Raw genomic sequence first — 24481 nt, forward strand, 5'->3', positions numbered from 1 at the left:
GGTCGTCGGTCGTCGGTTGTCGCCGCCTGCCGCTGTCGGTGACGGCTCAGCCGCCGCGGCGTCTGCGCAGCTCGCCGAGCGCCGCGCGGGTGGCCGGCCGCCGGGGGGACTCCGGCGGGTCGAGGCGGCGGGCCAGGGAGCGGATGGTGGGGTACATGAACATCTCCACCCGGGTCAGCGGGAGCCGCGCCCGGGTGCGCAGCCGGGCCATGACGCGCATCAGCAGCAGGGAATCGCCGCCCACCTCGAAGAAGTTGTCCTCCACGCCCACCCGGTCCAGCCGCAGCACATCACGCCAGACCTCGGCGATGGCGCGTTCGGTGCCGTCGGCCGCCCCGTCGGGGGCGTCCGATGGGGCGGGGCAGGGTCGTGGGAGGGCGTTGCGGTCGGTCTTGCCGCTCGCGGTGCGCGGGATGCGTTCCAGCGTCACGAAGAGGGAGGGGATCATCCAGCCGGGCAGTGCGGCGCCCAGGTGCTCGCGCAGCCGGCCCGGCGCGGCGGGGGTTCCGTGCGGGACCACGTAGGCCACGAGCCGCTCCTCGCGCACGGTGACCACGGCGTCGGCGACCGACGGGTGGGTGCGCAGCGCCGTCTCGATCTCCCCCGGCTCGATGCGGTGGCCGCGCACCTTGACCTGGTCGTCGATCCGTCCCAGGAACTCCAGGTGTCCGTCGTCCGGCCGTTGGCGGACCAGGTCGCCGGTGCGGTAGAGGGTTCCGTCGGCGTCCGGTACGGACACGAACCGCTCGGCCGTGAGCTCCGGACGGTTCAGGTAGCCGGAGGCGACGCCTTCGCCGCCGATGTACAGCTCGCCCGGCACTCCCGGGGGCAGGGGGCGCCCGGTCGTCGCGTCGCGCACGTGGAAGCGGGTGTTGGCGATCGGTGGCCCGATCAGGGGCGGCCGGCCGGGCAGCACCTCGGACACCGCCGACCAGACGGTCGTCTCGGTGGGCCCGTACAGGTTCCACAGTCGACCGCCCCGGCTCAGCAACTCCCCCGCGAGGTCCGGCGGCAACGCCTCGCCTCCGCACAGCATCCGCAAGGGGGCGGCGTCCTGCGGCTGCCCGCGCCAGCCCGCGTCGAGCAGCATCCGCCAGGTGGCGGGCGTGGCCTGCATGACGGTCGGGCGACGGCTCTCCAGCAGCCGACGCAGCCGGAAGCCGTCGGCCGCGACCTCTGCCGGGGCGAGCTCGACCTGTCCCCCGGTGGCCAGGGGCCCGTACAGCTCCAGGCCGGCGATGTCGAAGGACACGGTGGTGACCGCGAGCAGCCGGTCCCGGTCGTCGAGGCCGGGGTCGCGGGCCATCGCGCACACGAAGTTGGTCAGGGAACGGTGGCTGATCCGCACGCCCTTGGGGTGTCCGGTGGAGCCGGAGGTGTAGATGACGTAGGCGTCGGCACCGGCCGGTACGTGCGCCCCGTGCTCGGGCTGAGCCGCCTCGATAACAGCCTGGTCGCGGTCCAGCGACAGGATGCCGGCGCCGGTTCGCGGCAACCGGTCGGCGAGTACGGACGAGGTGACCACGAGGGGCACGGCGGCGTCGGCCATCATGCGGTCGATCCGGCCGGGCGGACAGCGGGGGTCCAACGGCACGTAGGCGGCGCCCGCCTTCATGATGCCGAGGAGGGCCACCACCAGGTCGGGCGAACGCTCCAGGTACACGCCGGCCCTGCGGCCCGGCCCCACACCCAGCGCGCGCAGGTGCCCGGCCAGCGCCGAGGAGCGGCGGTCCAGTTCGCCGCGGCCGACCGTCCGTCCGTCGTACACCACGGCCGGTGCGCCGGGCTGCTGCCGGGCCCGTTCGGCGATCAGCCGGTGGACCGGTGTGGTGAGCGGGAAGGCGGCCGCGGTGTCGTTCCAGGCGGCCGCGGCCCGCCTGCCCTCGTCGGTGCCCAGCGGGACGCGGGCCGGGTCGGCGTCCGGTGCCCGGTCGAGGGCGCGCAGGTAGGCGGCGGCGTAGCCGGCCGGGGGCCCGTCGGCGGCCGCCCACTGGCAGGGGCCCGGCCCTTGGGGGATCCGGATCCACAGCGCGGTGCCGGGCGGGGGCGGCTCGGGCTCGCCGTCGCCTTCGCCGTCGGTGAGCTGCACCGTGATGGGCAGGCTCCCGTCGGCCCGTCGGCCCCGCAGTTGCGGGTAGCGGGTCCACGCGTCGTGCGCGAGGGGGCCGCGCCCGGTCGCCTCCCGCAGCCGCTGGGCCACCTCGGCGCGCAGTTGGGGGAAGGTCCGTCCGTCCAGGGCCGGTACGCGCAACGGCACCCAGTCGGCGTACAGCGCGTCGACCACCCGATGGCCGGTGTCCGGGCGGCCCGGCAGGCGCAGGCGTACGTCCGTGCCGGGCGCCACCCCCACGCGTACCAGGAAGGCCAGGAACGCCGTCAGCAGCCACTCCGCGCCCGCCGCCCCGTCGGGGACCGGGACGAGGGCCGGGACGAGGGCCGGAAGGGGCCGCGTCTCCGTCCGGTAGGGCAGGTCCCCCGGTGTCAGGCCCGTCAGCCGGCGTATCCAGAAGGCCTCGTCGCGCAGGCTCGCCGCCTCGGCGCGGTGCGCGGCGTCCAGCAGGGCCGCGTCGGGTGTCGCGAGGCGGACGCCCGGCCGCACGCCGCGTTCCGCGAGTTCCCGGGCGTCCAGCGGTGTTCCGTGAGGCGTCGCGAGCCGGGAGAGCCGTACGTCGCGCCCTGCCGTGGCGACTTCGACGCCGCCGTCCTCCCCCGTCGCCAGCACCGTGCCCGGAGGCCGTCCGGCGCGCCCCGGGAGCGTCTCCAGGCGGCGTACGAGCACGGGCCGGTCGCCGAGGACCGCCTTCGCGGTGCCGAAGGAATTGGCGTGGGGCCCGAAGTCGGCGGCTCGCACGGCGGCGTCCAGTTCCTCCGCCGGCCGGTCCCAGCGCAGGAAGCCTCCGCCCGGCGGCCGTTCGAGGCGGCCGTGGCAGGTGCGCAGCGCGAAGTCCTGGGGTTGGCGGCGGACGCGGCCGTGCTCCAGGGCCACGACCAGCTCGCCGAAGGAGTCGATGCCCGCCTCGAGGCATTTGACGTTGAGGGTCTCGCTGGTCTCCGCCGGTTCCACCGGGACCGTGCGCCGCACCAGGACGTCCCCGGCGTCGACCCGTTCGGTCATCAGGTGCCAGGTGACGCCGTGGGTGTGCTCGCGGCCGAGGACCGCCCAGGTGGTGGCGTGCAGCCCGGCGTGCCGCGGCAGTGGTCCGTCGTGGAAGTTGACGGGCAGCTCGCGCGCGAGGTCCAGCACCTGCCGGGGCATCATGCGCAGGTTGACGATGCTGAAGAGGTAGTCGAACGGCTCGGCGGACAGGTGCGCCACCAGGTCCGCCCCGAAATCGGTGGCCGGCAGGCCGGCGTCCCGGGCCCAGGCGCGGATCCCGGCGTCGGGCGAGACCACGCCGAGCACGCGGTGCCCGCGTTCCAGCAGGATCTCCGCGCAGGAGACGAGCAGGGAGTTCTCGCCGACCAGGACGCAGCTGAAGCGTCGCCCCGTCGTCATGCCGGCCTCGGTCGGACCGTGGTCCTGCGCGGTGCGGACGGCCGGAGGCGGCCGGTGACGGGCTTCACGGCCGCTCCTCGAGGGGGGTCAGGCCGCCGTCGGCGTAGAGCTCGTCGACGGTCTGCCGGTAGTGGTGCTCGATGCGCCGGCGGCGCATCTTCAGCGTGGGGGTCACCAGCCCCGTCGGCGGCGTCCAGGCGCGGCCGACGACGGCGAACCGCCGGATCCGTTCCGGCCGGGACAGCCGCCGGTTCCCGCGCGCGACGGCGACGCGGATGCGGTCGGTGTCGATGTCGATGCCCATATCTGTGCCAGGGTCGGCGTCGCCGCGGACGGTGATGAGGGCGACGTTGTACGGGCGGCCGTCGCCGATCACGCAGACCTGGTCGATCAGCGGCTCACCGCGGCTGACGCACTCCTCGATCCGGGCGGGTGCCATGTTCCGGCCGTACGCGCTGACGATCAGCTCCTTCTTGCGGCCGGTGATGCGCAGCGAACCGTCGGCCGCCACCTCGCCCAGGTCCCCGGTGCGCAGCCACCCCTGTTCGTCGAGGACGGCGGCGGTCTCCCGCGGCCTGCCCCGGTAGCCGCGCATCGTCAGGGGCCCGCGGACGAGCACCTCGCCGTCGGGTGCCGTCCGCAGTTCCACGCCGGGCAGCGGTGGCCCGATCCAGCCCGGCCGGTACCGTCCCGGGACGGTCACGCAGGCGGCCGCGCACAGCTCGGTCATGCCCCAGATCTCGCCCGCCGGCAGCCCGAGCGCGCGCAGGAAGCGCATCGTCTCCCCGCGCACGGGCGCGGCCCCGACGTGCACGAACCGGGCCTCGTCGAGCCCGAGCAGCGCCCGGACCGGTGCCAGGTGCGTACCGTCCAGCCGGTCGTACTCGGCGCGTTCGGACTCCTGGACCGGGCCGCCGTCGGCCAGTGCCCCGCCCAGTTCCAGTGCCCGCAGGGCGCCGTGGCGGAAGTCCTCGGGGGCCCGGCCGAGTTCGGTGAGCAGCCGGGCGTGCAGCTTCTCCCACACCCGGGGCACCGAGAACAGCCAGTGCGGGCGGACGCCCGGCAGGACCGCGAAGAGCCGGTCCGCCTCCGGGCAGCAGGTGACGTCGGCGCCCAGGACCATGGGCAGGTAGTGGGAGCAGCACCTCTCGGCGATGTGTGCCATGGGCAGGTACGACACCAGCCTGCTCCCCGCCTCCAGCGGCACCCGGTCCAGGAAGGCCCGCCCGGTGGCCCGTACGGCGGCGTGGGTGAGCTCGACGCCCTTGGGCGGGCCGGTGGTGCCGGAGGTGTAGACGAGGGTGAGGACGTCGTCCGGGCGGGTGGAGCGGGGGGCCGGTCCCCGTTCCACCGGTGTGTCCAGCAGTTCGGCGAGCGGACGCACCCGGGCGTCCGGGCCGCCGGCGCCGTCGACCACGACCAGCAGTCGCAGTCGTGGGCAGTCGCGCAGCAGGGCGGCGGCCCGCTCCCGTCCCGGCTCGTCGCACACCAGGACGCTCATCCGCGAGTCGTCGACCGTGTACCGCAGTTCCTCGTCGGAGGCGGTGGGGTACAGCGAGCAGGTGGTCACGCCGAGGGTCATGGCGGCCGCGTCCACGATGTGGAACTCGGGCCGGTTGCCGAGCAGCAGGCCGAGCGTGTCCCCCGGCCGCGTGCCGAGGCGGGCCAGTCCGGCGGCACAGTGCCGGGCGGCGGCCCGGTACCGCGCCCAGGTGTACGGCTCGCGGCCGGGCGCGCACAGCGCGGGGCGGTCGGCGAGGACCCGGGCGGTCAGGTCGAACGCGTCGACGACGGTGGGGGCGTCGAGCGCGCGGCGGAGGTGGCCGGCGGGGATGCCGGGTGCGGGGGCGTACGTCGGCTCGCCCATCAGGTCGTCTCACCCATCGGTCGTCGCCCCATCGGCTCCGGTCCTTCGTGGACGGCCGGGACGGTGCCCGCGGCACTGGGGGATTCGGGCAGGTAGCGGTACTCCAGGGCACCCAGCGCCAGCCGGAGCCGGGGGGCTGCGACGCCGAGCAGCTCGCCCAGGGTGCCGATCCGGGTGGAGACCTTGGGACGTCCGGTGATCAGCGCGGTGGCGACCATGCGGGCGGCCTGCTCCGGTTCGAGGGCCGGCAGCCGGGCGAAGGCCGTGGTGGGCGCGCTCATCGGTGTGCGCACCAGCGGCAGGTGGACGGTGCTGACGGCGATGCCCTCGCGTCTGAGCTCGGGGGCCAGGGACTGCCCGAACGCCTCCAGTGCCGCCTTGGAGGGGTTGTAGGCCGTGAAGCGGGACATGCCCAGTTGCAACCCGATGGTGGTGATGTTGACGATGTGGCCGTGACCGCGCCTGCGCATGCCGGGGAGCAGGCCCAGCGTGAGGTCCACGGCGCCGAAGTAGTTGACCGCCATGGTCCTGCGGTAGTCGTGCGTCCGCAGTGCCGCGTTGACGGTGCCGCGTCGGATGGACCGGCCGGCGTTGTTGACGAGGACGTCGGCCCCTCCGTACTCGGCGATCACCTGTTTGATGAAGGCCGTCACTTCCTCGTGGACGGTGAGGTCCACCGGGAAGACGCGGGCGGTGCCGGTGCCGCCCCGGGTCCGTCGTGCCGTCTCGTGCAGGGCGTCCCGGTCGCGGCCGAGCAGGATGAGGTCGGCTCCGGCCCGGCTCAGCAGGATCGCCAGCCGGCGGCCGATGGCGCCGGAGGCGCCGGTGACCAGTACCCGGCGGCCGCTGACCCGTCGGGCCAGCCGGCGGGTCAGCCGGTCGGGACGCGCCGGTCCCGAGGTCGGCCGCGTCCGGTCGCGGTGGTTCATTCGGGTGCCGTCCGGTAGCCGTTCTTCGCCACCGACACCCCTTGCAGGTGGGAGGTGCGCAGGATCGGGTAGTTCAGCTCCCCGTACGGGCCGCCGGTGCGGCCGGTGCCGCCGTGCGTGCCGAGGTAGGGGGCGAAGCCGATGTGGGATTCATTGACCTTCAGCAGGCCCGCGTTGGTCACCCGGCGGACGAAGGCGTCGACGACCTTGTCGTCGCCGGACCACAGGGAGTTGCGCAGTCCGTATTCGTTGTCGTTGACGAACGCGATGACGGCGTCGAGCAGTTCGGTGGGGTCGTCCTGCTCGTCGGGCACGACGACGGCCAGCAGCGGGAAGAAGGTCTCCTCGCGCACGGCCCGGATCCGGCGCGCGTCGCGGAGGCCGTCGACCCGGACCACGGTGGGTTCGACGAAGGCTCCGGTCAGGGCGGGGGTGCCCGTCACGTCGACCCGCCGGGCGCCGCACAGGACGCGGCCACCGTGCCGCTGGGCGTCGGCCAGGACTTCGTGGAAGCGGTCGGTCTTCAGGACGGGGCTGAGGAGGACGTCGGGGTCGCCGGGGTAGCCGGGGCGCAGTGCGCGGCAGCGGGCGGTGAGCCGCGCCAGCAGGGCGTCGGCGATGTCCGGGTGGACGACGGCGCACTTGGGCACCATGCAGATCTGGCCGGAACCGTAGAAGCACTCCAGGAGCGCTTCCGTCGCGCCGTCGAGGTCGGCGTCGTTCCACACGACGAGGGTGTCGTTGCCGGAGAGTTCGAGGACGGCCTTCTTGCCGTGGGCCGCGCACTCGTTGCCGAACTCCAGGCCGACGTCGCTGTCGCCGAAGAACATGATGTCGTCGACGCACGGGCTGGCGAGCCACTGGCGCAGCATGGGGCGGGTGGGGCCGGAGACGAGGTTGACGGTGCCGGGCGGCGCCCCGAGCTCGTCGAGGATCGGGACGACCAGCTCCCGGTAGATGAACGCGACACCCAGGGGTGCGGTGCGGGGTGCCTTGACCACAAGGGTGTTGCCCGCGCCGAGGGTGGCGGTGCCCAGGAAGGAGTTGGAGGCGGCGGCGTTCTGGGGCGGGTTGAGGCAGACCACTCCGTCGGGCTTGCGCAGCAGGGTCAGGGTGCGGCCGGGGGTGTCGAAGCGCTGCTCGAGCTGGCTGCGGTAGAAGGAGACGGTCTCCTCGCTGCTGCCCATGAGCATGCCGGCGATCTCCCACTCGGCCAGGCGGCGCGGGTGGCCCTCGGAGATCAGGATGTCCAGCAGTTCGTCGTGGCGGGCCTTGAGGGCGGCGTGCAGCCGCCAGCCGAGCTCCATGCGGGTGTCGAGGTCGACGGCCGCCCATTCGGCGCGGGCCCGGTGCGCGGCCCGCAGCGCGTCCGCGACGTCGTCGGTGGTGCTGAGTCCGACGCGGCCCACGATGCCGGTGGTGTCGCCGCCGGGCTGTTCGCCGCCGGCCCGTTCCAGGCGCCGTTTGCGGCCGAAGGCCCCGCGGGGGTCCGCCAGGAAGGCGCCGGCGTCGAGACAGTACGTCCACTTGCCGCCCGGCCGGTCGCGGCCGTCGATGTACTGCGGGAAGGAGTACATGGCGGTCACCGTCCGGCCGTCGGGGCGAGGGTGGCGTCGCCGGGGGCGAGGGGGCGCTCGTAGGGTTCGGCGTCCGCCATCCGCCCGGCGTTGAACGAGCCGTAGGCTCCGAGGTCGAGCAGGCCGTGGCCGCTGTAGCAGAAGACGATGACGGCCCGGCGGCGTTGCCGGCGGCATTCCTCGGCCACTTCGACGGTGGCCCGGATGGCGTGCGCCGTCTCGGGCGCGGGCACCATCCCGTGCAGACGGGCGAAGAGCGCGCCCGCCTCGAAGACCTCCTTCTGCGCGTAGGCCCGCGCGTCCAGGATCCCCTCGTCGCGGGCGAGTCCGACGAGCGGGGCGGCACCGTGGTAGCGCAGGCCACCGGAGTGGATCGGCGGCGGGACGAACTCGTGTCCGAGGGTGTAGGTGCGGGCCATCGGGCCCAGGCCGCTCGCGTCGGCGAAGTCGTAGCGGTACTCGCCCGAGGTCAGCGTGGGGCAGGCGGCCGGTTCGGCGGCGAGGACGGTGATGTCCGCCCCGGCCAGCTTGTCGCCGACGAAGGGGAAGGCGAAGCCTCCCATGTTGCTGCCGCAGCCCACGGAGGCGACCAGGAAGTCGGGCTGCTTGCCGATCCCCTCCAGCTGCTCGCGGGTCTCCAGGCCGACGACGGTCTGGTGGAGCAGGACGTGGTTGGCGAAGGCGCCCATGGAGAAGCGGTCGCCGGGGTTCTGCCGTACGGTCTCCAGCGCCTCGCTCACGGCGGTGGCCTCGGAGCCGGGGTGGTCGGGGACCTGCTCCAGCAGCGCGCGGCCGTACGCGGTGTGGGGCCCCGGGCTGGGCAGCACCCGCTGCCCGAAGGTCTCCATGAGGTGCCGGCGGTAGGGCTTGCTCTCGAAGCCGGCGCGGACCATGTAGACGAGGGCCTTGACGCCGAACAGGCTGCAGGCCAGGGACAGCGCGCTGCCCCACTGGCCGGCGCCGGTGTCCGTGACGAGCCGGTCGACGCCCTCGAGACGGGCGTAGTAGGCCTGGGCGAGGGCGGAGTTGAGCTTGTGGGAGCCGGAGGGGCTGGCGCCCTCGTACTTGAAGTAGATCTCCGCCGGGGTGTCCAGGTGGCGCTCGAGGGCGTGCGCCCGGAACAGCGGCGTCGGCCGCCATATGCCGTACGCCGAGCGGACCTCCTCGGGGATGGTGATCCACCGCTCGGGGGACATCTCCTGGGCGATCAGGGCCTTGGGCAGCAGCCGCTCCATGAAGTCCTGGCCGACCGGCTCCTTCGTGACCGGGTCGAGGTAGTCGTCCGGGGCGCGGGGCAGGTCGGGGAGCACGTTGTACCAGCGCTTCGGGATCTTCGAGAGCGGAAGGTCGTGGCGCTCCAGGGAGTTCACGGGGCTTGTCTTCCTTTCGTCGTCTCGTGTGTCGTGCGACGCCGCGGTCATCCGGGCAGGATCCGGCAGTGGTACGTGAAGACGGCTTCGGCCACGCATTCGCCCTCGCGGTCCTGGAGCCGCGAGGTGACGACCGTCTCGAAACGGTCGCCCGCGGCGAGGTCCGGGTATGCCGCCGGCAGCGCGCCTTCCGGAACGTCCGCCACCGCACGGATTTCTCCGCGTGCCTTCCTGCGGTAGGCGATCCGCGATTCCCGGAGAATGAAGACGGTGGCGAGGATTCTCTCCCGCAGCATTCCGGCGAGTGCCGCCCCGGCGGCCGCTTCGGCGAGCAGGAAGAGCGCTCCGGCGTGGCCGGTTCCCACGTGATTGAGCGTGTCACCGGATTCCGGAAGCACGGCCACCGCACGATCGGCGCCGAGTTCCACCACTTCCGCACCCACGAGTTTCTGGAACGGCACCAATGCATTGACGAATGCCCGGATCTCCTCCAGGGACGGTAAGGGTTCCTGGTCGGGCGGCGGGTGCTGAGTCAGGACGTCCCCCATCGACAGGGAAATACCAAGGAAGCCTTGTGGGAGAGGTGTGTTCGCGCTACCGGCTCCCGCGGTGACCACAACGGTCTCGACTTCGACCGGGCGACGTCAAGGGAGCCCCGGAAACATAACTAAGTATGATTATCCGAGTATCGGATGATCCCATTTTCCATGTTCATCATTGCCGCGTTTACCGATCATCCGATCGGGGAGTCAGCTTCCTGCGAACAACTCGGCGGACAGAGCACGGCGAACGGACGGAACATGCCCGACCGGTTATCCGGAACCTTACTCATCGACGCGACGGGGAGTGCCGTTGCTGCGCAATGAGAGCGAAAACCTCGTACCCGAGGGGCGGGACGGCACCCACGATCCGGACGATGCACCGGCCGACCCCCGCCGCTGGCGGGTGCTCGCCTGTCTCGTCGTCAGCCTCGTCCTCGTCGTGCTCGACACGTCCATCGTCAGCGTCGCCCTGCGGACCCTCGCCCTGCCTCCGCCCGACGGGCTCGGGGCGTCGTCCAGCGAGCTGCAGTGGGCCGTCGACTCCTACACCCTCGTCTTCGCCACCCTGCTGGTCTCCGCCGGCGTCTTCGCGGACCGGTTCGGCCGCAAACGCACACTCCTGGCAGGGCTCCTGCTCTTCGGCGCGTTCTCCGCGGCGGCGGCCCACTCCGACGGCGCCGGCGAGCTCATCGCCACGCGCGCCGGCATGGGCATCGGCGCGGCGCTCGTGGTCCCCGCCACCCTTGCCGTCATCACCAACGTGTTCCCGCCCGGGGAGCGGGCGAAGGCGATCGGCCTGTGGGCCGCGTCCGCCGGGCTGGCCGTGGCCATCGGACCCGTCACCGGCGGCCTGCTGCTGGAGCACTTCTGGTGGGGCTCCCTCTTCCTGATCAACGTCCCCATCGTGCTCGTGGGCGCGGCCGCCGTCGCGGTGACCGTGCCGGAATCCGCCGACCCGGTCCACCGCCCCTTCGATCCCGTCGGGGTGCTGCTCTGCGTCGCGGGCCTGGGCGTGCTCGTCCTCGGCATCATCAAGGGCGGCGAGACCGGGGACTGGACCACCCCGGTGGTCTGGGCGAACATGCTCGGCGGCCTGTTGCTGCTGGCCTGTTTCGTCGGCTGGGAGCGCCGCCGCGCCCAGCCCGCGCTGGACCTGCGCTGGTTCCGCGACGCCCGCTTCTCGGCAGCGGTGGCGGCCATCAGCGTGGTCTTCTTCGGGCTCCTGGGCTCCTCGTTCTACATGATCTTCTATCTGCAGAGCGTCCGGGGCTACACCGCCCTCCAGGCGGGCTGCTGCCTCCTCCCGCTCGCCGTCGGGCAGATCGTCTTCTCACCGCAGAGCACCGCCATGGCCCGCCGCCACGGCCCCCGCGCCGTGTGCACGGCGGGGCTGGCCATGACCACCCTGACCTTCCTCGGCGTGAGCGTCCTGGACCAGCACTCGCCGCTCTGGCAGTGCGAAGCCCTGTTCTTCCTCATGGGCGGCGCCATGGGCTGCGTCATGCCCGCCGCGACGTCCTCCGCCATGGCGACGCTGCCCCGGCACCGGGCCGGCACGGGCGCCGCCATGCTCAACTCCCTGCGCCAGGTGGGCGGGGCGCTGGGGGTCGCGGTCCTGGGCTCCCTGCTCGCGTCCCACTACCAGGGCCGCGTCGACCCCCACCTCCACCCCCTGCCCGACACGCTGCGCCCCCTCGCCCAGGAGTCCGTCGCCGGAGCCCTCACCGTCGCCGACCGCCTCGGCCCGCACGGCACCGACCTGGCCGCGCACGCCGTGGACGCGTTCGTCGCGGCGATGCGCGTCACCTCACTGACGGCCGCCGGGGTGATGCTCGCGGGGACGGTCGCGGTGTTCCTCTCCCTGCGCGGGAAACGGGAAGGAAGGGACGGGCAGGACAGGCGGGACGGGCAGGCGCGGCAGGAAAGGCCGGACGCGGCGGGCGGCAGAGGCGGCAAGGGCGCGGACGCCGTTCCGTGAGTGGCCGCCGACGGTTTCCATGCCGTCGGCGGCCACTACCGGTCCGTCAACCGGCAGACCTGGGGGCGGCGATCAGCCGATGGGGAGCCAGATGGAGTACACCCGCGGGTTGGGGTAGGTGAATCTGCCGCTGTCGCCGTCGTACCGGGCGTTCTGCAACTGGATGTACCCGCCCTCGCGCATGTTGTAGTTGCACTCCGCCCACTTGCCGGCGCCCAGCTTGTTGCGGCAGCCGCCGGAACGGTCGTAGTTCGTCTTCCACAGCCCGACAGCGGACTTGCCGTCGCCCGCGGTGTCCTTGACGAAGACCTTGTCGCCCGCCTTGTCGAAGCAGGTTATGACGCCGGTGCTGGTGATGCACGGGAGTGCCGCGGTGACCGCCTCGGCATTCTCGCTGACCACGCTGTCGTCGACCTCGATCCCCTCGATGGTCTCCGCGGACGCCTGACCGCTCAACGCCGTGAAGGACACGACGAGTGCGGCGAGGCCGATCCCGGTGGACGACAGCGACTTCTTCCACAGACTGCTCTTGGACACCTTCGAACTCCCTCGTGATGGGTCGCCGGCCCGCGTGCGCGGGGGCGAGCGGAATCATGGGCACGTCGGCCAAGGCGACACCGGAAGCCGGTGGTTGGTCCGTCGCCGTCGCAGCAGACGTGCCCGGGTATGCCGTCCGGGGTATGCATGACCAGGGGCTTTCCCCCGCGGTAGCCGACGGTCCCGGGCTACCGCTCCCCCGATGCACACACCGTACGCTCGAGCGAACAGCGTGCGCAAGGGGCAATATCCGTAGGCGGATTGGCGCCGGGACGGGGGGCTACGCCACGGGCACGGCGATGTCGCAGACCTCCGAGGCCGGGCCCGCCGACGCCCAGTCGGCGAAGTAGACCTCACGGCCGGGGCCGGCCTCACGGCGGCCGTTCTCCTCGATCCACCGGTAGACGGCGTCGTACGCCGACAGGATCTGCGGGTACTCCACCTGTGCCTTGGTGATCGTGGTGTACGCCTCGCGGTGGGCCGGCTCGGTACGGACAGCCGAGGTGACCTCCGCGATCCTGGCCGGATCGATGGGCACACAGACCTCCACCGGCCCGTCGCCGTCCTCGTCGACCTGGCTGTGATAGACCACGAACGGCGCCGCGACGACGCCCCCGTACGCCTCGGCGGCCTCCTCGAGGCGGTCGCAGGCCGCGGGGATCCACACCGGCAGGTCCTCCGGCCGGACATGACGCAGCTCGGTGAGCACCACCTGCTCGGGCACATCACGCCGGCCGATCTCGTAGGTGTCCATTCCTTCACTTCCTCCCGACAGTTGGATACGAAGGTGGACGGCAAGCTCCCGCTGCGCGGCGATCCGCCGCTCGACACCGTCCCAGTACCCGGCGACCAGTCCGGCCGCCTCGGGCCCCGGCACGGCCAGCACCTCGGCGATGCGGGCGAGCGGCATGTCCAGGCCGCGCAGCCGTACGATCAGCCGCGCGGTGGCCAGCCGGCTCTCCCGGTAGTACCGGTAGCCGGTCACCGCGTCGACCCGGTCCGGGGTCAGCAGGCCCTGCCGGTCGTACAGCCGCAGCGCCTTGGGCGAGAGCCGGGCCCGGCGCGCGAACACACCGATGCTCAGCAGGGAATCGTCGTCGTCCACGCCCGTCACGCTCCCCTCTGTCCCAGGGGCAAGGTCAACCCCGGCCGGCGAACCGGCCGCCGCGGGCCCCGGCTCGGGCCCGTCCGCCGCCTCACGGAAGCTCCTCCAGCAGCGTCCGGGCCGCGCCCAGCATCAGCCGGCACACGTGCTCCGGATCCGCGCCCGCCAGGGGCTCCTGGCGCACCACCACGCGGGTGAGCCCGATGCCGAGGAGCCAGGCGAGGACCAGGGCGGAGCGCAGCTCGGCGTCGTCCGCCCGGGTGAGGCCGGCCAGCACGCGCGCGTACTCCTCGGTCAGTCGGCGGTTCGTCCGCGCCGCCTCGTCGTCACCGCCGACCGAGCGCAGGAGGACCTCCAGCGAGCGGTCCCCCGGGGCGGCGGTGCCGGCGGGGGCGAGCAGGTCCCGCAAGGCGGTCTCCAGCAGGTGCTCGGCCGGGGTCTCTCGCAGCTGCCTGCGGCCGTCCCGCGCCACCACTTCGCCGAAGAGGGCGTTCTTCGATCCGAAGTAGCGGAACAGCAGGGCCTGGTTCACTCCGGCGCGGGCGGCTATCGCGCGCACGGTCGTGCGGTCGTAGCCGCGCTCGGCGAACAGCTCGGCCGCCGCGTCGATCAGCGCCCGACGGGTCGCCTCGGCATCGCGTCGGCGCACCGGTTTCTCCGTGGTCATCCCCACCCCTTCTCCCCCGGCCGCCCGAATCCCGCCACGGCGCTCAACCGGTCGGCCGGCAGGCCCCGTTGACGCTCAACCTACCCCGCCCTACGGTCGATGTAAGCACGTGCTTACAACTCACCCGAGGGAGAAGGGTCCGGATGTCCACGTCCCCCCACGAGCCCGTCGCCTACCCCTTCAACGAAGCCACCGGCCTGGCCCTGTCGGAGCTGTACGAACGAGCGCGTCGCGGTGAGGGGCTGGCCCGTGTCCGGCTGCCCTTCGGCGAGCCGGCCTGGCTCGTCACCCGGTACGCGGATGCCCGGCTCGTCCTGGGCGACCGGAGGTTCAGTCGTGCCGTCGCGGCCGAGCACGACGAACCCCGCCAGTCCCCCGGCCGCCAGTCCGACAGCGGGATCCTGGCGATGGACCCGCCCGACCACACCCGGCTGCGCACGCTGGTGATGCGGGCGTTCACCATGGCGCGGACGGAGCGGCTGCGCCCGGAGATCCGCGCCCTGGCCGAGAGCCTGCTCGACGACATGGTGGCCGCGGGCCCGCCCGCCGACCTGGTGGAGGAGTACGCCCTGCCGATACCCGTCGCCGTGATCTGCCGGCTGCTCGGGGTGCCCGAGGCGGACCGGCCGCTGTTCCGCAAGTGGAGTGACGACGCCCTGTCCACCAGCTCCCTGACGGCCGAGGAGGCGGACGCGAGCCGGGAGGAACTGCGCGCCTACATGGCCGGGCTGATCGCCGAGCGCCGCGCCCGCCCCGCGGACGACCTGATGACGGCACTGATCGAGGCCCGCGACAAGGACGACCGGCTGTCCGAACCGGAGCTGATCGATCTGTGCGTGGCCGTCCTGGTCGCGGGCCATGAGACCACCGCGACACAGATCCCCAACTTCGTGTGCACCCTCCTCGACCACCCCGGCGAGCTCGCGCGCCTGCGTGACGATCCGGACCTGATCCCCGGCGCGGTCGAGGAGCTGCTGCGCTTCGTGCCGCTGGGCATGGCCGCGAGCATGCCCCGCTACGCCACCGAGGACGTCGAGGTGGGCGGCACGCTGGTGCGCGCGGGCGAGCCGGTCCTGGTGTCCGTGGGCGCCGCCAACCGCGACGCGCTGCGTTTCCCCGTCCCCGACGCCCTCGACCTCGGCAGGCAGGGCAATCAGCACCTGGGCTTCGGCCACGGCGTCCACCACTGCCTGGGCGCTCCGCTCGCCCGGGTGGAGCTCCAGGAGGCGCTACGGGCACTGATCCTGCGGATGCCGGACCTGCACGTGGCGGGTGACATCGTGTGGAAGACCGAGATGCTGGTCCGTGGGCCGCGCTCGATGCCGGTGGGGTGGTGAGCCGGGGGTCGGAACCCGTAGGGACCTTGGCCAGGCTTCCGGGGCCGCGATTCGGGGAACGGCTGTGTGCATCAGGGATCCAGTGAGCGGCGCCATGTTCGGCGTGACGGGAGGGGCCTGCGGTGTCAGAGGTGTCAGGAGAGCAGCCGCTGATCGTGTCGGACGAGGTGCGGGAGGCGCTGGACCGCGGCCGCCCGGTGGTCGCCCTCGAGTCGACGATCATCGCGCACGGCCTGCCCCGGCCACGGAATCTGCGGGTGGCGGAGGAACTGGAGGAGCTCGTACGGGCCGGCGGCGCCGTCCCCGCGACCATTGCCGTGCTGGACGGGCGGCCCAGGATCGGGCTGGACAAGGCGCAGTTGGCGCGCCTGGCGGGCGAGGACGGCATCCGCAAGCTGGGGCACCGTGATCTGGCGCAGGCGGTGGCGGCGGGGGCGAGCGGGGCGACGACGGTGTCCGGGACCGCCTTTCTGGCGGAGCGGGCCGGGATCCGGGTCTTCGCGACGGGTGGCCTGGGCGGGGTCCACCGCCAGTGGACGCGGACCCAGGACGAGTCGGCGGACCTGCGCCTGCTGGCGAGGGTACGGATCGCGGTCGTCTGCGCGGGGGTGAAGTCGGTGCTGGACGTACCGGCGACCCTGCAGCGTCTGGAGACGCTGGGCGTCGGTGTCCTGGGCTTCCGGACGGCGGAGTTCCCCGGCTTCTACCTCAGCGGTTCCGGCGAGCCGGTCGACTGGACGGCCGGGTCCGCGGCGGAGGTGGCCGACGTGCTGCGCGCCCAGGACGCGCTCGGCGGCCCGCCATCCGCTCTCGTCGTCGCCAACCCGGTGCCCACGGAGCAGCAGTTGGACCCGGAGCTGCACGACCGGGTGCTGGACCGGGCACTGGCGGCGTGCGAGCGGGAGGGCGTCACGGGCCAGGCGGTCACACCCTTCCTCCTGGACCACCTCGTCCAGCACACCGGCGGCGCTTCCCTGGAGGCCAACGTGGCCGCGGTGCGGGGCAATGTGCGGCTGGCGGCCGAGATCGCCGTTGCGTACGCCTCATGACGGGCGCCGACGGCACGGCGCTGCTCGTCATCGGTGACGTGGTCACCGATGTCCTCGCCCGCCACCGCACGCCGCTCGCCCACGCGACGGACACGGAGGCCCGCATCACCACCCTGCCGGGCGGCTCGGGCGCCAACGTGGCCTGCTGGGCCGCCCATTCGGGCGTCGGGGACGTACGCATCCTGGCCAGGGTGGGCGCGGAGGGCGCGGACCGGCACGCGCGCGTGCTCCGTGCCGCCGGCGTCCGCCCTCACCTGGTGATCGACCCGCACGTCCCCACCGGCACGGTGATCTGTCTGGTCGGCGGGGACGGTGAACGGACGTTCGTCACCGACAGCGGGGCGGTGCTGCGCCTGTCGGCCGCGGACTGGAGTGAGAACCTCCTCGACGGAGTCGGCCATCTGCACGTCTCCGGCTACCTCTTCTTCTCCCGCACGAGCCGCGCGGCCGCCCGGCTGGCGATGGAGGCGGCCGGCGACCGTCGCGTGCCGGTGAGCGTCGACCCGGCTTCGTCCGGCTTCATCACGCGGTTCGGGGTGGACCGTTTCCTCGCGGCCGTGGCGGGGGCGGACGTCCTCCTGCCCAACCAGGACGAGGCCGCGCTGCTGACCGGCCTGCCGGAGGCGGCGGACGCGGCCGCCAAGCTGAGCCGTCACTTCCCGCTCGTGCTGTCCACGCAGGGCGCGCGGGGCGCGCTGGTGGCCGCCTCGGGCACGGTCGTCGCCCGGGTTCCGGCCGAGGCCGCCACCGCCGTCGTCGACACGACCGGTGCGGGCGACGCCTTCACCGGTGCCTTCCTCGCGGCCCGCCTGGCGGGCCACGACCCGGTCACGGCCGCGCACCACGGCTGCCGCGCCGGCGCCCGGGCGGTCGCGCTCACCGGCGCCCGCCCGTCCCCGTTCCGTTCTGTCGACTCCCCCGGGGAGAGCTGAACATGAGCGAAGCCCACAAGGACCACTCCGCCGCCTTCGTCGGCTATCCCACCGCCCTCCTCGACGCGCTGTCGCGCACCCCCGGCCGGCCCGTGCTGACCGCCGCCGACGGGCGGCGGATCACCGCCGGCGAGCTGTGCGACAGCACGTACCGCCTGGCCAGGGAGCTGGCCGGGCGGGGAGCCGGGCGCGGCGCGACCGTATGCCTGCTCACCGGCAACACTCCCGAAGCCCTCGTCGCCCGGTACGCTGCCCACCTCGCCGGCGCCCGGGTGGTGCACCTCTACGAGGGCATGGCCCCCGCGGTGCTCGCCCGCATCGTGCACACCGTCGACACCACGATGCTGATCGTCGACTCCACCCGGCACCCGGCCGCGAAGGAACTGCTGCCCCTCGCCGGGAACCCCGCCGTACTCGGGCTGGGGCCCGGCCCGTTCGGCGAGGACGTCCTGGCGGTCTCCGCCCGGCACGAACCGCTGCCCTTCGCGTGCGTGGCCGGGCCCGAGGACGACCTCTCCATCGCGTTCACGGGCGGCACCACCGGCATCCCCAAGGGCATCCGCACGACCCACGGCCCGTACCGCCAGGGCCTGGAGTACCCGCTGCCCGACGCCGGCGACCCGCCACGCTACCTCGCCTGCACCCCGCTCGCCCGGCTCTCCGGGCCCCTCACCGACAAGACCCTGCTCCAGGGCGGATCCATCGTCCTGAGGCTCGCGTTCGACCCCGGCGACGTCCTCGCGACGATCGAACGGGAACGCATCACCCACATGTGGCTCCTGCCGCCCCTCCTCCACCGGCTCCTCGACCATCCCGCCCTGACCCGCACCGACCTGTCGAGCCTCACCCGGATCACCTACGGCGGCTCCCCCGCCTCCGCCACCCGTCTGCGCCGGGCCGCCGAGGTCTTCGGCCCGGTGCTCTACGGCTGGTACGGACAGACGGAGGTCCCCGCCATCGCCGAAGCGCGTCCGCACGAGCACACGGTGACCGGGCGCGGAGGCCGGATCACCACCGGCCGCCCGCTGCCCTGGGTCGAGGTCGCCGTCCGCGACAGCGCGGGCCGGACCCTGCCGCCGGGCGCGGAAGGCGAGATCCAGGTGCGGTCCCCCGGCGTCATGCCCGGCTACTGGAAGCGCCCCGACCTCACCGCCGAGGTGCTGCGCGACGGGTGGCTGCGCACGGGGGACATCGGCTACCTGGACGACGACGGTTATCTCTTCGTCGTCGACCGCCTCAAGGACGTGATCATCGTCGTGGGCGGCCACGTCCACCCCACCGAGCTCGAAGAGCTCCTCCTCTCCCACCCCGCCGTCGCCCGCTGCGCGGTCTTCGGCACCCGGGACGCCGACGCCGCCGAACACGTCCACGCCGCCGTCGTCCCCCGCCCCGGCCACTCCCTGGGCCTCGACGAGATCCGCGCCTTCGTCACCACCCGCAAGGGCCCCATGTACGCCCCCGAGGCCCTCCACATCGTGCCGGACATCCCTCTCACCTCGGCGGGCAAGCCGGACAAGGAGCTGCTGCGGACGACGCTGGGTGCCGTCCGACGGCTACGGGATTCCTGACGGCTACGGGATCAGGGAGGGGATTCCCTGCGGTGGCCCCAGCCGAGGACGTCCTGGTCGCGGGCGGGCCGGTAGGGCTCCTCCCGTGGCTGCTCCCTGGTTTCCTCCGCCTTGTCCCGCTGCTTGCGCTTCTCCTCGGCAGCGCGGGCTTCTTCACGCTTCTTCTTCCGCTGCCAGGCCATGGCTGCTGATCCGTTCTCTCATCGACTGCGGGATCTCCTTTCAGGTTCACACGAGCAGGCGGGACGCGCATCGCATAGACACTGTCTACTCATTACTGGTAGACAGTGTCTATGACTGATGAGAGCTCTCTTCGCGAGCGACTGATCGACGTCGGCGTGGAACTCGTCCTCACCGAGGGCCCCGCGTCGCTGGGCCTGCGGGAGATCGCCCGCCGCGCGGGGGTGTCGCACGGGGCGCCGCGCCGGTACTTCCCCACGCACCACGCCCTGCTGGCGGCGATCGCCCGCCGTGGCTTCGGCGACCTCGGCTCCCGCCTCGAGGCCGGGATCGCCGGTGCGGCGACACCACGGGACCGGCTCGCGGCCATCGCGCGCGTGTACGTCGGGTACGCACTGGAGTGTCGCGGCATGTTCGAGCTGATGTTCCGCCACGACCTGCTCGACAGCACGGGGCAGGCGTCCGGCCAGGCGCGCCTGCGGGAGTCGACCCTCCCCCTCTTCGAGCGCATCGTCGAACTCGTCGGCCAGTGCCGCACGGTGCCGGCCGAGGCGGACGTGCCGGCCGCCGTCACCGCCGCCGCCCTGTGGTCCAACCTGCACGGCGTCGCCCAGCTGTGGGCCTGGGGCAGCCTCCAACTCGTCCTCGACGTGCCGGCCCCGGGGGACGCCGAACGCGACCGGCTCGTCGCGGCCGTTCTGGACGCCCACCTGGGCCCGGTGGCCCGGTGACCGCCCCCGCCCGGCCGCATCTCGCGCTCCTGGCCAGTGTGGCCGGAGCGATGATCGTCGCGCTCGACGGGACCGTCCTGCTCGTGGCCCAGCCCAGCCTGCAGCGCGACCTCGGGGCGAGCGTGGCACAGATCCAGTGGACGAGCACCGGCTATCTGGTCGCGGTGGCGGCGCTTCTGGTCGTCGCCGGGCGGCTCGGCGACCGGTACGGCCACCGGCGGCTGCTGTTCACCGGCGTCCTCGGCTTCGGGGCGGCCTCGGCCGGGATCGCGCTCGCGCCGACCGTCGGCTGGGTCATCGGACTGCGCGCCGCGCAAGGCGTGTTCGGTGCCCTCCTCCAGCCGGCGACGCTCGCGCTGCTGAGGCTCGCGTACCCGGCCGACCGGCTCGGCACGCCGATCGCCATCCGCACCAGCGCGATCGCGGTGGCGGCGGGAGCCGGGCCGGTCCTCGGGGGAATCCTGGTGACGCACCTGGGCTGGCGCTCCGTCTTCTGGATCAACGCCCCCGTCGCGCTCCTGATCGCCGCGCTCGCCCTCGCCGTCCGGCCGGCGACGCCCGAGCGAGGCGCGGGCCCACGGATCGACCTCGTCGGCGCGACCCTGCTCGCGACCGCGCTGGCGATCGTGGTCCACGCTCTGACCGGCGTACCGGAGCACGGCTGGGCCACCGCGCCGACGCTGCTCGAACTGGGCGCCGCCCTGGCCGTCGCCACGTTGCTCGTCGCGCGGGAACGCCGTGCCGCGCACCCGATCGTGCCACGTGCCGTCGCGCGATCGGTGCCCGTGACGGCGTCGTTGACGCTCCTGCTGGTGACCACGGCCTGCCTGTTCGGCGCGTTGTTCCGGGTCACGTTCCACTTCCAGGAGACGCTGGGCCACGACGCGCTCGCCAGTGGCCTGGCCGCCCTGCCGATGACCGCGCTCATGGTCCTCGGTGCGCCGGCCGCCGGCGCCGCGCTGCGTCGCCACGGGCCGCGCCGCACCGCGATCGCCGGTACGGTCCTCGTCGTGGCCGGTGTCGCGGGGCTGTCCCGGCTCGGCCCGGCCGGCTCCTGGACGGCGTCGACGGTGGCGTTCGCGGTGCTCGGTGCGGGGTTCGCCACGGTGATGGTCACCGCCACGGGGAGCGTCGTCGGCGACGCGCCCGCCGGATACGCCGGGGTCGTCGGCGGGCTCAAGCAGACGGCCATGAACATCGGCCCGACCCTCGGCATCGCCGTCGCGGCCGGCACCGGCGGATCGTCCCCCGCGGCGACGAGCTCCACCCTCCTGACCCTGTCCGCACTCGCCGCCCTCGGCCTGCTTCCCGCGTCCGTGCTGCCGTCGCGGCGCGGTACGCCGGGGACGGCAGTCGCGTCGGGTACGGCAGTTGCGTCAAGTCGGACGGTTGCGTTGGGTGCAGCGGTTGTGCCGGACGACGCTCAGGACTGTGCCAGGTAGCCGGCGAGCACGCTGCGGCTGCGTTGGAGGCCGTCGATGCGCTCGTCCGTGGCCGCCAGTTCCTCTTCCAGGATGGCGCGGACGTCCACGCACATGGTGAACTCCGGTTGCTCGCCCCGCACGCACGGCAGCACCGACCGGATCACCTCGGTGGACAGGCCGGCGTTCAGCAGGGCACGCACCTGCCGCACGGTGACCACCGAGTCCTCGTCGTACGCGCGATAGCCGTTCGGACCCCGCCCGGCGTCGAGCAGCCCCTGTGCCTCGTAGTACCGCAGCAACCGCGGGCTGACTCCGGTACGCCGGGACAACTCCCCGATCAGCATGTGACGCCACTCCCCGTTTGACCTTGCCATTGATGTGAAGCCTTAACATCACCCCGCGAGCAGGCATTCCGTCGTGCTCGCTTCGATTTCCGTACCGCTACCGGAGTGATGGATGACCAATTTCGCTGTCCAACGTAACGGCCGGGCGGCGTCCGCCGGGGAGTTGGCGCCGCTCGCCTTCGCGGGCTACGCCCACTTCACGGCCATGCAGGTGCGTGGCGGGCGGGTCCGGGGCCTCGACCTCCATCTGGAACGGCTGCGGTCCGCGTCGGTGGAATTGTTCGGCGTGGCGGTGCCCGACGACCGGGTGCGGACATATCTGCGGGCCGCGCTGGAGGACGGTCCGGCGGACGTCTCGCTGACGGCCACGGTGTATTCGCGTCCGGGTGAGTTCACCGTGACCGGAGCCGACGTGCAGCCGGACGTCCTCGTACGTACCGGACCGGCCGCGTCCGGCCCCGAGGGGCCGCTGGCGCTGGCGACGGTCGAGTACGAACGGTTCCTCCCGGCCGTGAAGCACGTCGGCGAGGTGGCCAAGACGTACTTCCTCCGTCAGTCCGCCGAACGCGGCTTCGACGACGCCGCCTTCGTCGACCGCCGGGGCCGGCTCAGCGAGGCGACGATCTGGAATCTGGCCTTCTGGGACGGCACGGCGGTGGTGTGGCCCCGGGCCGAGATGCTCGGCGGCACCACGATGGGCATCGTCCGCCGGCAGCTGGACCGCCTCGGTGTCCCTCAGCGCGTGCGGGAGATCACCCCTGCCGACCTCCCGGACCTGTCCGGTGCCGTGGTGATGAACTCCTGGACGCCGGGTGTGGCGGTACGGAGCATCGGCTCCGTACCCCTGCCCGAGGCACCGTCCTTCCTGGAACTGCTCCACCGCGCCTACGAGGCCGAACCGCTGACGTCGCCGTAACAAGCCGGTCCCGTCCGCTTCCTCGGTGGCTACCGCTTGGTGACGGGCCGGTAGGTGCACACGTTGACGCCCGTGCCGCTGGTGACCGTGGAGACCAGCTCGAGCGTGCGCATCCCGCCGTCCTCAGGGAAGATCGTCTTCCCGCCGCCGAGGAGCACCGGCATGACCATGAGCCGGAGTTCGTCGACAAGCCCCTCGCTCAGGAGGGTGCGCACGAGCGTGGGGCTCCCCATGACCAGCAGGTCGCCGCCTTCGGCTCCGCGCAGCTCCCGTATGCGGGCGACCGCGTCCGCGCCGGGGATACGCGTGGTGTTGTCCCACGTCAGCTCGTCGTCGGCCAGCGTTCCGGACACGACGTACTTCCGGATGGCATTCATCCGGTCGGCGAACGGATCGCCCGCGCGCTCGGGCCAGGCCGCGGCCATCGTCTGCCACGTACGGCGCCCGAACAGCAGCGCCTCGGCCTTGCCCATCGCGTCGTCGAAGGCGCCACCCACCACCTCCGGATCGAAGAACGGCTGCGACCAGCCGCCGTGGGCGAAGCCGCCGTCGGTGTCCTCGCCGGGCCCGCCCGGAGCCTGCACGACGCCGTCCAGGCTGATGAACTCACTGATCACAATGCGCATGGGACCTGCTCCTCTTCCTCACACCAGGGCATGCGACGCACACTCACGCCGCGTTGAGGATCATGGCACCCCCCACTGACACTCACGCCTCCTCGAGCCGGTCGACGAGCAGCACCGCCGCGTCGTCCGCCAGGTATCCGTGGGTGTGCCGGATCAATTTCTGGTGCAGTTCCTCCAGGAACGCCTGCGGGCTGCGGACGTGCACCGCTTCCATGGCCTCCGGCAGGGGGAAGAAGGCGCTGTCGGGGTCGCGGGCCTCGATCACGCCGTCGGTGTACAGCAGCAGACGGTCGCCGGGTACGAACGAGAAGCTGTCCGCCTTCTCGGGTAGGTCGGCGATGACGTCCTCCAGCCCCAGCGGCGGCAGCGGGCACGTGGGCGTCAGGGTCTGGACCCTGCCCCGGTGCAGCACCAGTGGCGGCGGATGGCCCCGGTTGACCACCTCGACCACGGGCCCGTCCGGCACCTGGGCCACGAGAGCGGTGACGAAGCCCTCCACCAGGGCGTGCTGGTCGAACGCACCCGGCACGGCGCGTTCCCGCGCCAGCGCGGCCGCGCAGTGGTTGATGACCTCCACCAGGTCGTCCTCGTAGTGCGCGGCCTCCCGGAACGCACCCAGCACGGCCGCGGCCGCGCGCACGGCGGGCAGCCCCTTGCCCCGGACGTCCCCCACGATCATCCGCACCCCGTAGCGGGTCTGCACGGCCTCGTACAGATCCCCGCCGATCTGCGCCTCGGACTCGGCCGCGAGATACATGTGGGCGACCCGGACCGGGCCCAGCCGGGCGGGTACGGGCCGCAGAATGACCTCCTGCGCCGCCGCGGCGATCCGCCGGACCTGGTCGAGCTCGTTCTTCCTGCGGGTCCGCACGGCGCTACTGGTCGTGACGCTGGCCACCGACACCAGGAACAGCGCCAGGAAATTGGTGTAGACCTGCTGGGTGCCCCACGCCTGGTTGTACGTCGCGGTGGTCACGCTGACGGCCACCGCGACGGCCGCCGCCGCGAGCGTGCCTCGCGGGCCCATCGTCACCGCGGCCAGCGCGGGCGTCGCGGTGAGAAGGGGCCCGGTGTACAGGAAGTGCGCGGGCGTGAGCTCGATGACGATCACGAGCAGGGCGAGCACGAACGGCACGCACTGCCCGAGCGCGAAGAGGAACCGGCCGTGAGTGCCCGTTCCTGATCGTCGTGGGGCTGAGCGGAACAGGGACCGCATGCTTAAAGGCTGCGCCGTGGAACCTCAATGTTCCACTCGTTGCCCACCGCCCCAACGCCCGAGGGGCGCAGCCCCTTGCGGGTGCTGCGC

At 73.0% G+C, this 24481-nt stretch carries 21 protein-coding genes; 8 read left to right on the forward strand and 13 right to left on the reverse strand.

Annotation, left to right across the window (positions count from 1 at the left end; genetic code table 11):
• Positions 1 to 46: 46 nt before the first annotated feature.
• The 6 genes from ACIG36_RS15910 to ACIG36_RS15935 form a co-directional block, all read right to left on the reverse strand.
• Complete coding sequence (locus ACIG36_RS15910) at positions 47 to 3496, reverse strand: amino acid adenylation domain-containing protein (protein WP_399927226.1); 3450 nt, start codon at positions 3494 to 3496, stop codon at positions 47 to 49.
• Between the two features lie 64 nt (positions 3497 to 3560).
• A complete protein-coding gene (locus tag ACIG36_RS15915) occupies positions 3561 to 5363 on the reverse strand; it encodes an AMP-dependent synthetase/ligase (protein ID WP_399927229.1) in 1803 nt (600 codons plus the stop codon).
• The gene (locus ACIG36_RS15920; RefSeq protein WP_399927232.1) at positions 5363 to 6292 is read right to left on the reverse strand and encodes an SDR family NAD(P)-dependent oxidoreductase; all 930 of its coding nucleotides are present in this window, start codon (positions 6290 to 6292) and stop codon (positions 5363 to 5365) included. Before ACIG36_RS15920 ends, ACIG36_RS15915 begins: the two co-directional genes overlap by 1 nt.
• The gene (locus tag ACIG36_RS15925) at positions 6289 to 7869 is read right to left on the reverse strand and encodes an aldehyde dehydrogenase family protein (protein WP_399927235.1); all 1581 of its coding nucleotides are present in this window, start codon (positions 7867 to 7869) and stop codon (positions 6289 to 6291) included. Before ACIG36_RS15925 ends, ACIG36_RS15920 begins: the two co-directional genes overlap by 4 nt.
• 5 nt (positions 7870 to 7874) lie before the next feature.
• A complete protein-coding gene (locus ACIG36_RS15930) occupies positions 7875 to 9239 on the reverse strand; it encodes a TrpB-like pyridoxal phosphate-dependent enzyme (protein WP_399927237.1) in 1365 nt (454 codons plus the stop codon).
• A 47-nt stretch (positions 9240 to 9286) separates the two neighbouring features.
• Positions 9287 to 9787, reverse strand: a complete 501-nt coding sequence (locus tag ACIG36_RS15935) for a DUF4442 domain-containing protein (protein ID WP_399927240.1) — start codon at positions 9785 to 9787, stop codon at positions 9287 to 9289.
• A gap of 304 nt (positions 9788 to 10091) precedes the next feature.
• On the opposite strand from ACIG36_RS15935, the gene ACIG36_RS15940 reads away from it, so the two are divergent.
• The gene (locus ACIG36_RS15940; protein ID WP_399927242.1) at positions 10092 to 11759 is read left to right on the forward strand and encodes an MFS transporter; all 1668 of its coding nucleotides are present in this window, start codon (positions 10092 to 10094) and stop codon (positions 11757 to 11759) included.
• Positions 11760 to 11831: 72 nt separating this feature from the next.
• Here the strand turns inward: ACIG36_RS15940 and ACIG36_RS15945 are convergent, their stop codons facing one another.
• The 3 genes from ACIG36_RS15945 to ACIG36_RS15955 all read right to left on the reverse strand — a co-directional run bounded on the left by ACIG36_RS15945 (position 11832) and on the right by ACIG36_RS15955 (position 14068).
• Positions 11832 to 12296, reverse strand: a complete 465-nt coding sequence (locus tag ACIG36_RS15945; protein ID WP_399927245.1) for a hypothetical protein — start codon at positions 12294 to 12296, stop codon at positions 11832 to 11834.
• A 280-nt stretch (positions 12297 to 12576) separates the two neighbouring features.
• Complete coding sequence (locus ACIG36_RS15950; protein WP_399927248.1) at positions 12577 to 13401, reverse strand: MerR family transcriptional regulator; 825 nt, start codon at positions 13399 to 13401, stop codon at positions 12577 to 12579.
• Positions 13402 to 13492: 91 nt separating this feature from the next.
• Positions 13493 to 14068: a TetR family transcriptional regulator gene (locus tag ACIG36_RS15955; RefSeq protein WP_399927251.1), complete on the reverse strand. Its 576-nt coding sequence runs from the start codon at positions 14066 to 14068 to the stop codon at positions 13493 to 13495.
• Positions 14069 to 14211: 143 nt separating this feature from the next.
• On the opposite strand from ACIG36_RS15955, the gene ACIG36_RS15960 reads away from it, so the two are divergent.
• The 4 genes from ACIG36_RS15960 to ACIG36_RS15975 all read left to right on the forward strand — a co-directional run bounded on the left by ACIG36_RS15960 (position 14212) and on the right by ACIG36_RS15975 (position 18954).
• Positions 14212 to 15405 (forward strand): cytochrome P450, encoded by a 1194-nt coding sequence (locus tag ACIG36_RS15960; RefSeq protein ID WP_399927253.1) that lies wholly within the window; start codon positions 14212 to 14214, stop codon positions 15403 to 15405.
• A 131-nt stretch (positions 15406 to 15536) separates the two neighbouring features.
• Positions 15537 to 16454 carry a pseudouridine-5'-phosphate glycosidase gene (locus ACIG36_RS15965; protein ID WP_399927255.1) on the forward strand — a complete coding sequence of 306 codons (918 nt, stop codon included), beginning with the start codon at positions 15537 to 15539 and terminating at the stop codon, positions 16452 to 16454.
• Entirely contained in the window at positions 16451 to 17386 is a 936-nt protein-coding gene (locus tag ACIG36_RS15970; RefSeq protein ID WP_399927258.1) for a carbohydrate kinase family protein, read from the forward strand. The genes ACIG36_RS15965 and ACIG36_RS15970 overlap by 4 nt, the downstream gene beginning before the upstream one ends.
• Positions 17387 to 17388: 2 nt before the next feature.
• Entirely contained in the window at positions 17389 to 18954 is a 1566-nt protein-coding gene (locus ACIG36_RS15975; RefSeq protein WP_399927260.1) for an AMP-binding protein, read from the forward strand.
• 11 nt (positions 18955 to 18965) lie between these two features.
• On the opposite strand, the gene ACIG36_RS15980 is transcribed toward ACIG36_RS15975, so the two are convergent.
• Positions 18966 to 19136, reverse strand: coding sequence for a hypothetical protein (locus tag ACIG36_RS15980; RefSeq protein ID WP_399927263.1), 171 nt, complete (start codon positions 19134 to 19136; stop codon positions 18966 to 18968).
• Positions 19137 to 19247: 111 nt separating this feature from the next.
• On the opposite strand from ACIG36_RS15980, the gene ACIG36_RS15985 reads away from it, so the two are divergent.
• Both ACIG36_RS15985 and ACIG36_RS15990 read left to right on the forward strand, forming a co-directional pair.
• Positions 19248 to 19865, forward strand: a complete 618-nt coding sequence (locus tag ACIG36_RS15985; protein ID WP_399927265.1) for a TetR/AcrR family transcriptional regulator — start codon at positions 19248 to 19250, stop codon at positions 19863 to 19865.
• A complete protein-coding gene (locus tag ACIG36_RS15990) occupies positions 19862 to 21307 on the forward strand; it encodes an MFS transporter (protein ID WP_399927267.1) in 1446 nt (481 codons plus the stop codon). Before ACIG36_RS15985 ends, ACIG36_RS15990 begins: the two co-directional genes overlap by 4 nt.
• Here the strand turns inward: ACIG36_RS15990 and ACIG36_RS15995 are convergent.
• Positions 21289 to 21633, reverse strand: a complete 345-nt coding sequence (locus ACIG36_RS15995; RefSeq protein WP_399927270.1) for a MerR family transcriptional regulator — start codon at positions 21631 to 21633, stop codon at positions 21289 to 21291. The two genes, ACIG36_RS15990 and ACIG36_RS15995, sit on opposite strands and share 19 nt — an antisense overlap.
• 112 nt (positions 21634 to 21745) lie before the next feature.
• Here ACIG36_RS15995 and ACIG36_RS16000 point away from each other — a divergent pair, with 112 nt between their 5' ends.
• On the forward strand, positions 21746 to 22549 hold the full coding sequence (locus tag ACIG36_RS16000) for an aminotransferase class IV family protein (protein ID WP_399927272.1): 804 nt from the start codon (positions 21746 to 21748) through the stop codon (positions 22547 to 22549).
• Between the two features lie 29 nt (positions 22550 to 22578).
• On the opposite strand, the gene ACIG36_RS16005 is transcribed toward ACIG36_RS16000, so the two are convergent.
• On the reverse strand, positions 22579 to 23175 hold the full coding sequence (locus ACIG36_RS16005) for a dihydrofolate reductase family protein (protein WP_399927275.1): 597 nt from the start codon (positions 23173 to 23175) through the stop codon (positions 22579 to 22581).
• A gap of 82 nt (positions 23176 to 23257) precedes the next feature.
• Positions 23258 to 24391, reverse strand: coding sequence for a PP2C family protein-serine/threonine phosphatase (locus ACIG36_RS16010; RefSeq protein ID WP_399927278.1), 1134 nt, complete (start codon positions 24389 to 24391; stop codon positions 23258 to 23260).
• Positions 24392 to 24481: the final 90 nt, after the last annotated feature.

Origin of the sequence: Streptomyces sp. NPDC053048, assembly GCF_044547045.1 — a bacterium.
GTDB lineage: Bacteria > Actinomycetota > Actinomycetes > Streptomycetales > Streptomycetaceae > Streptomyces.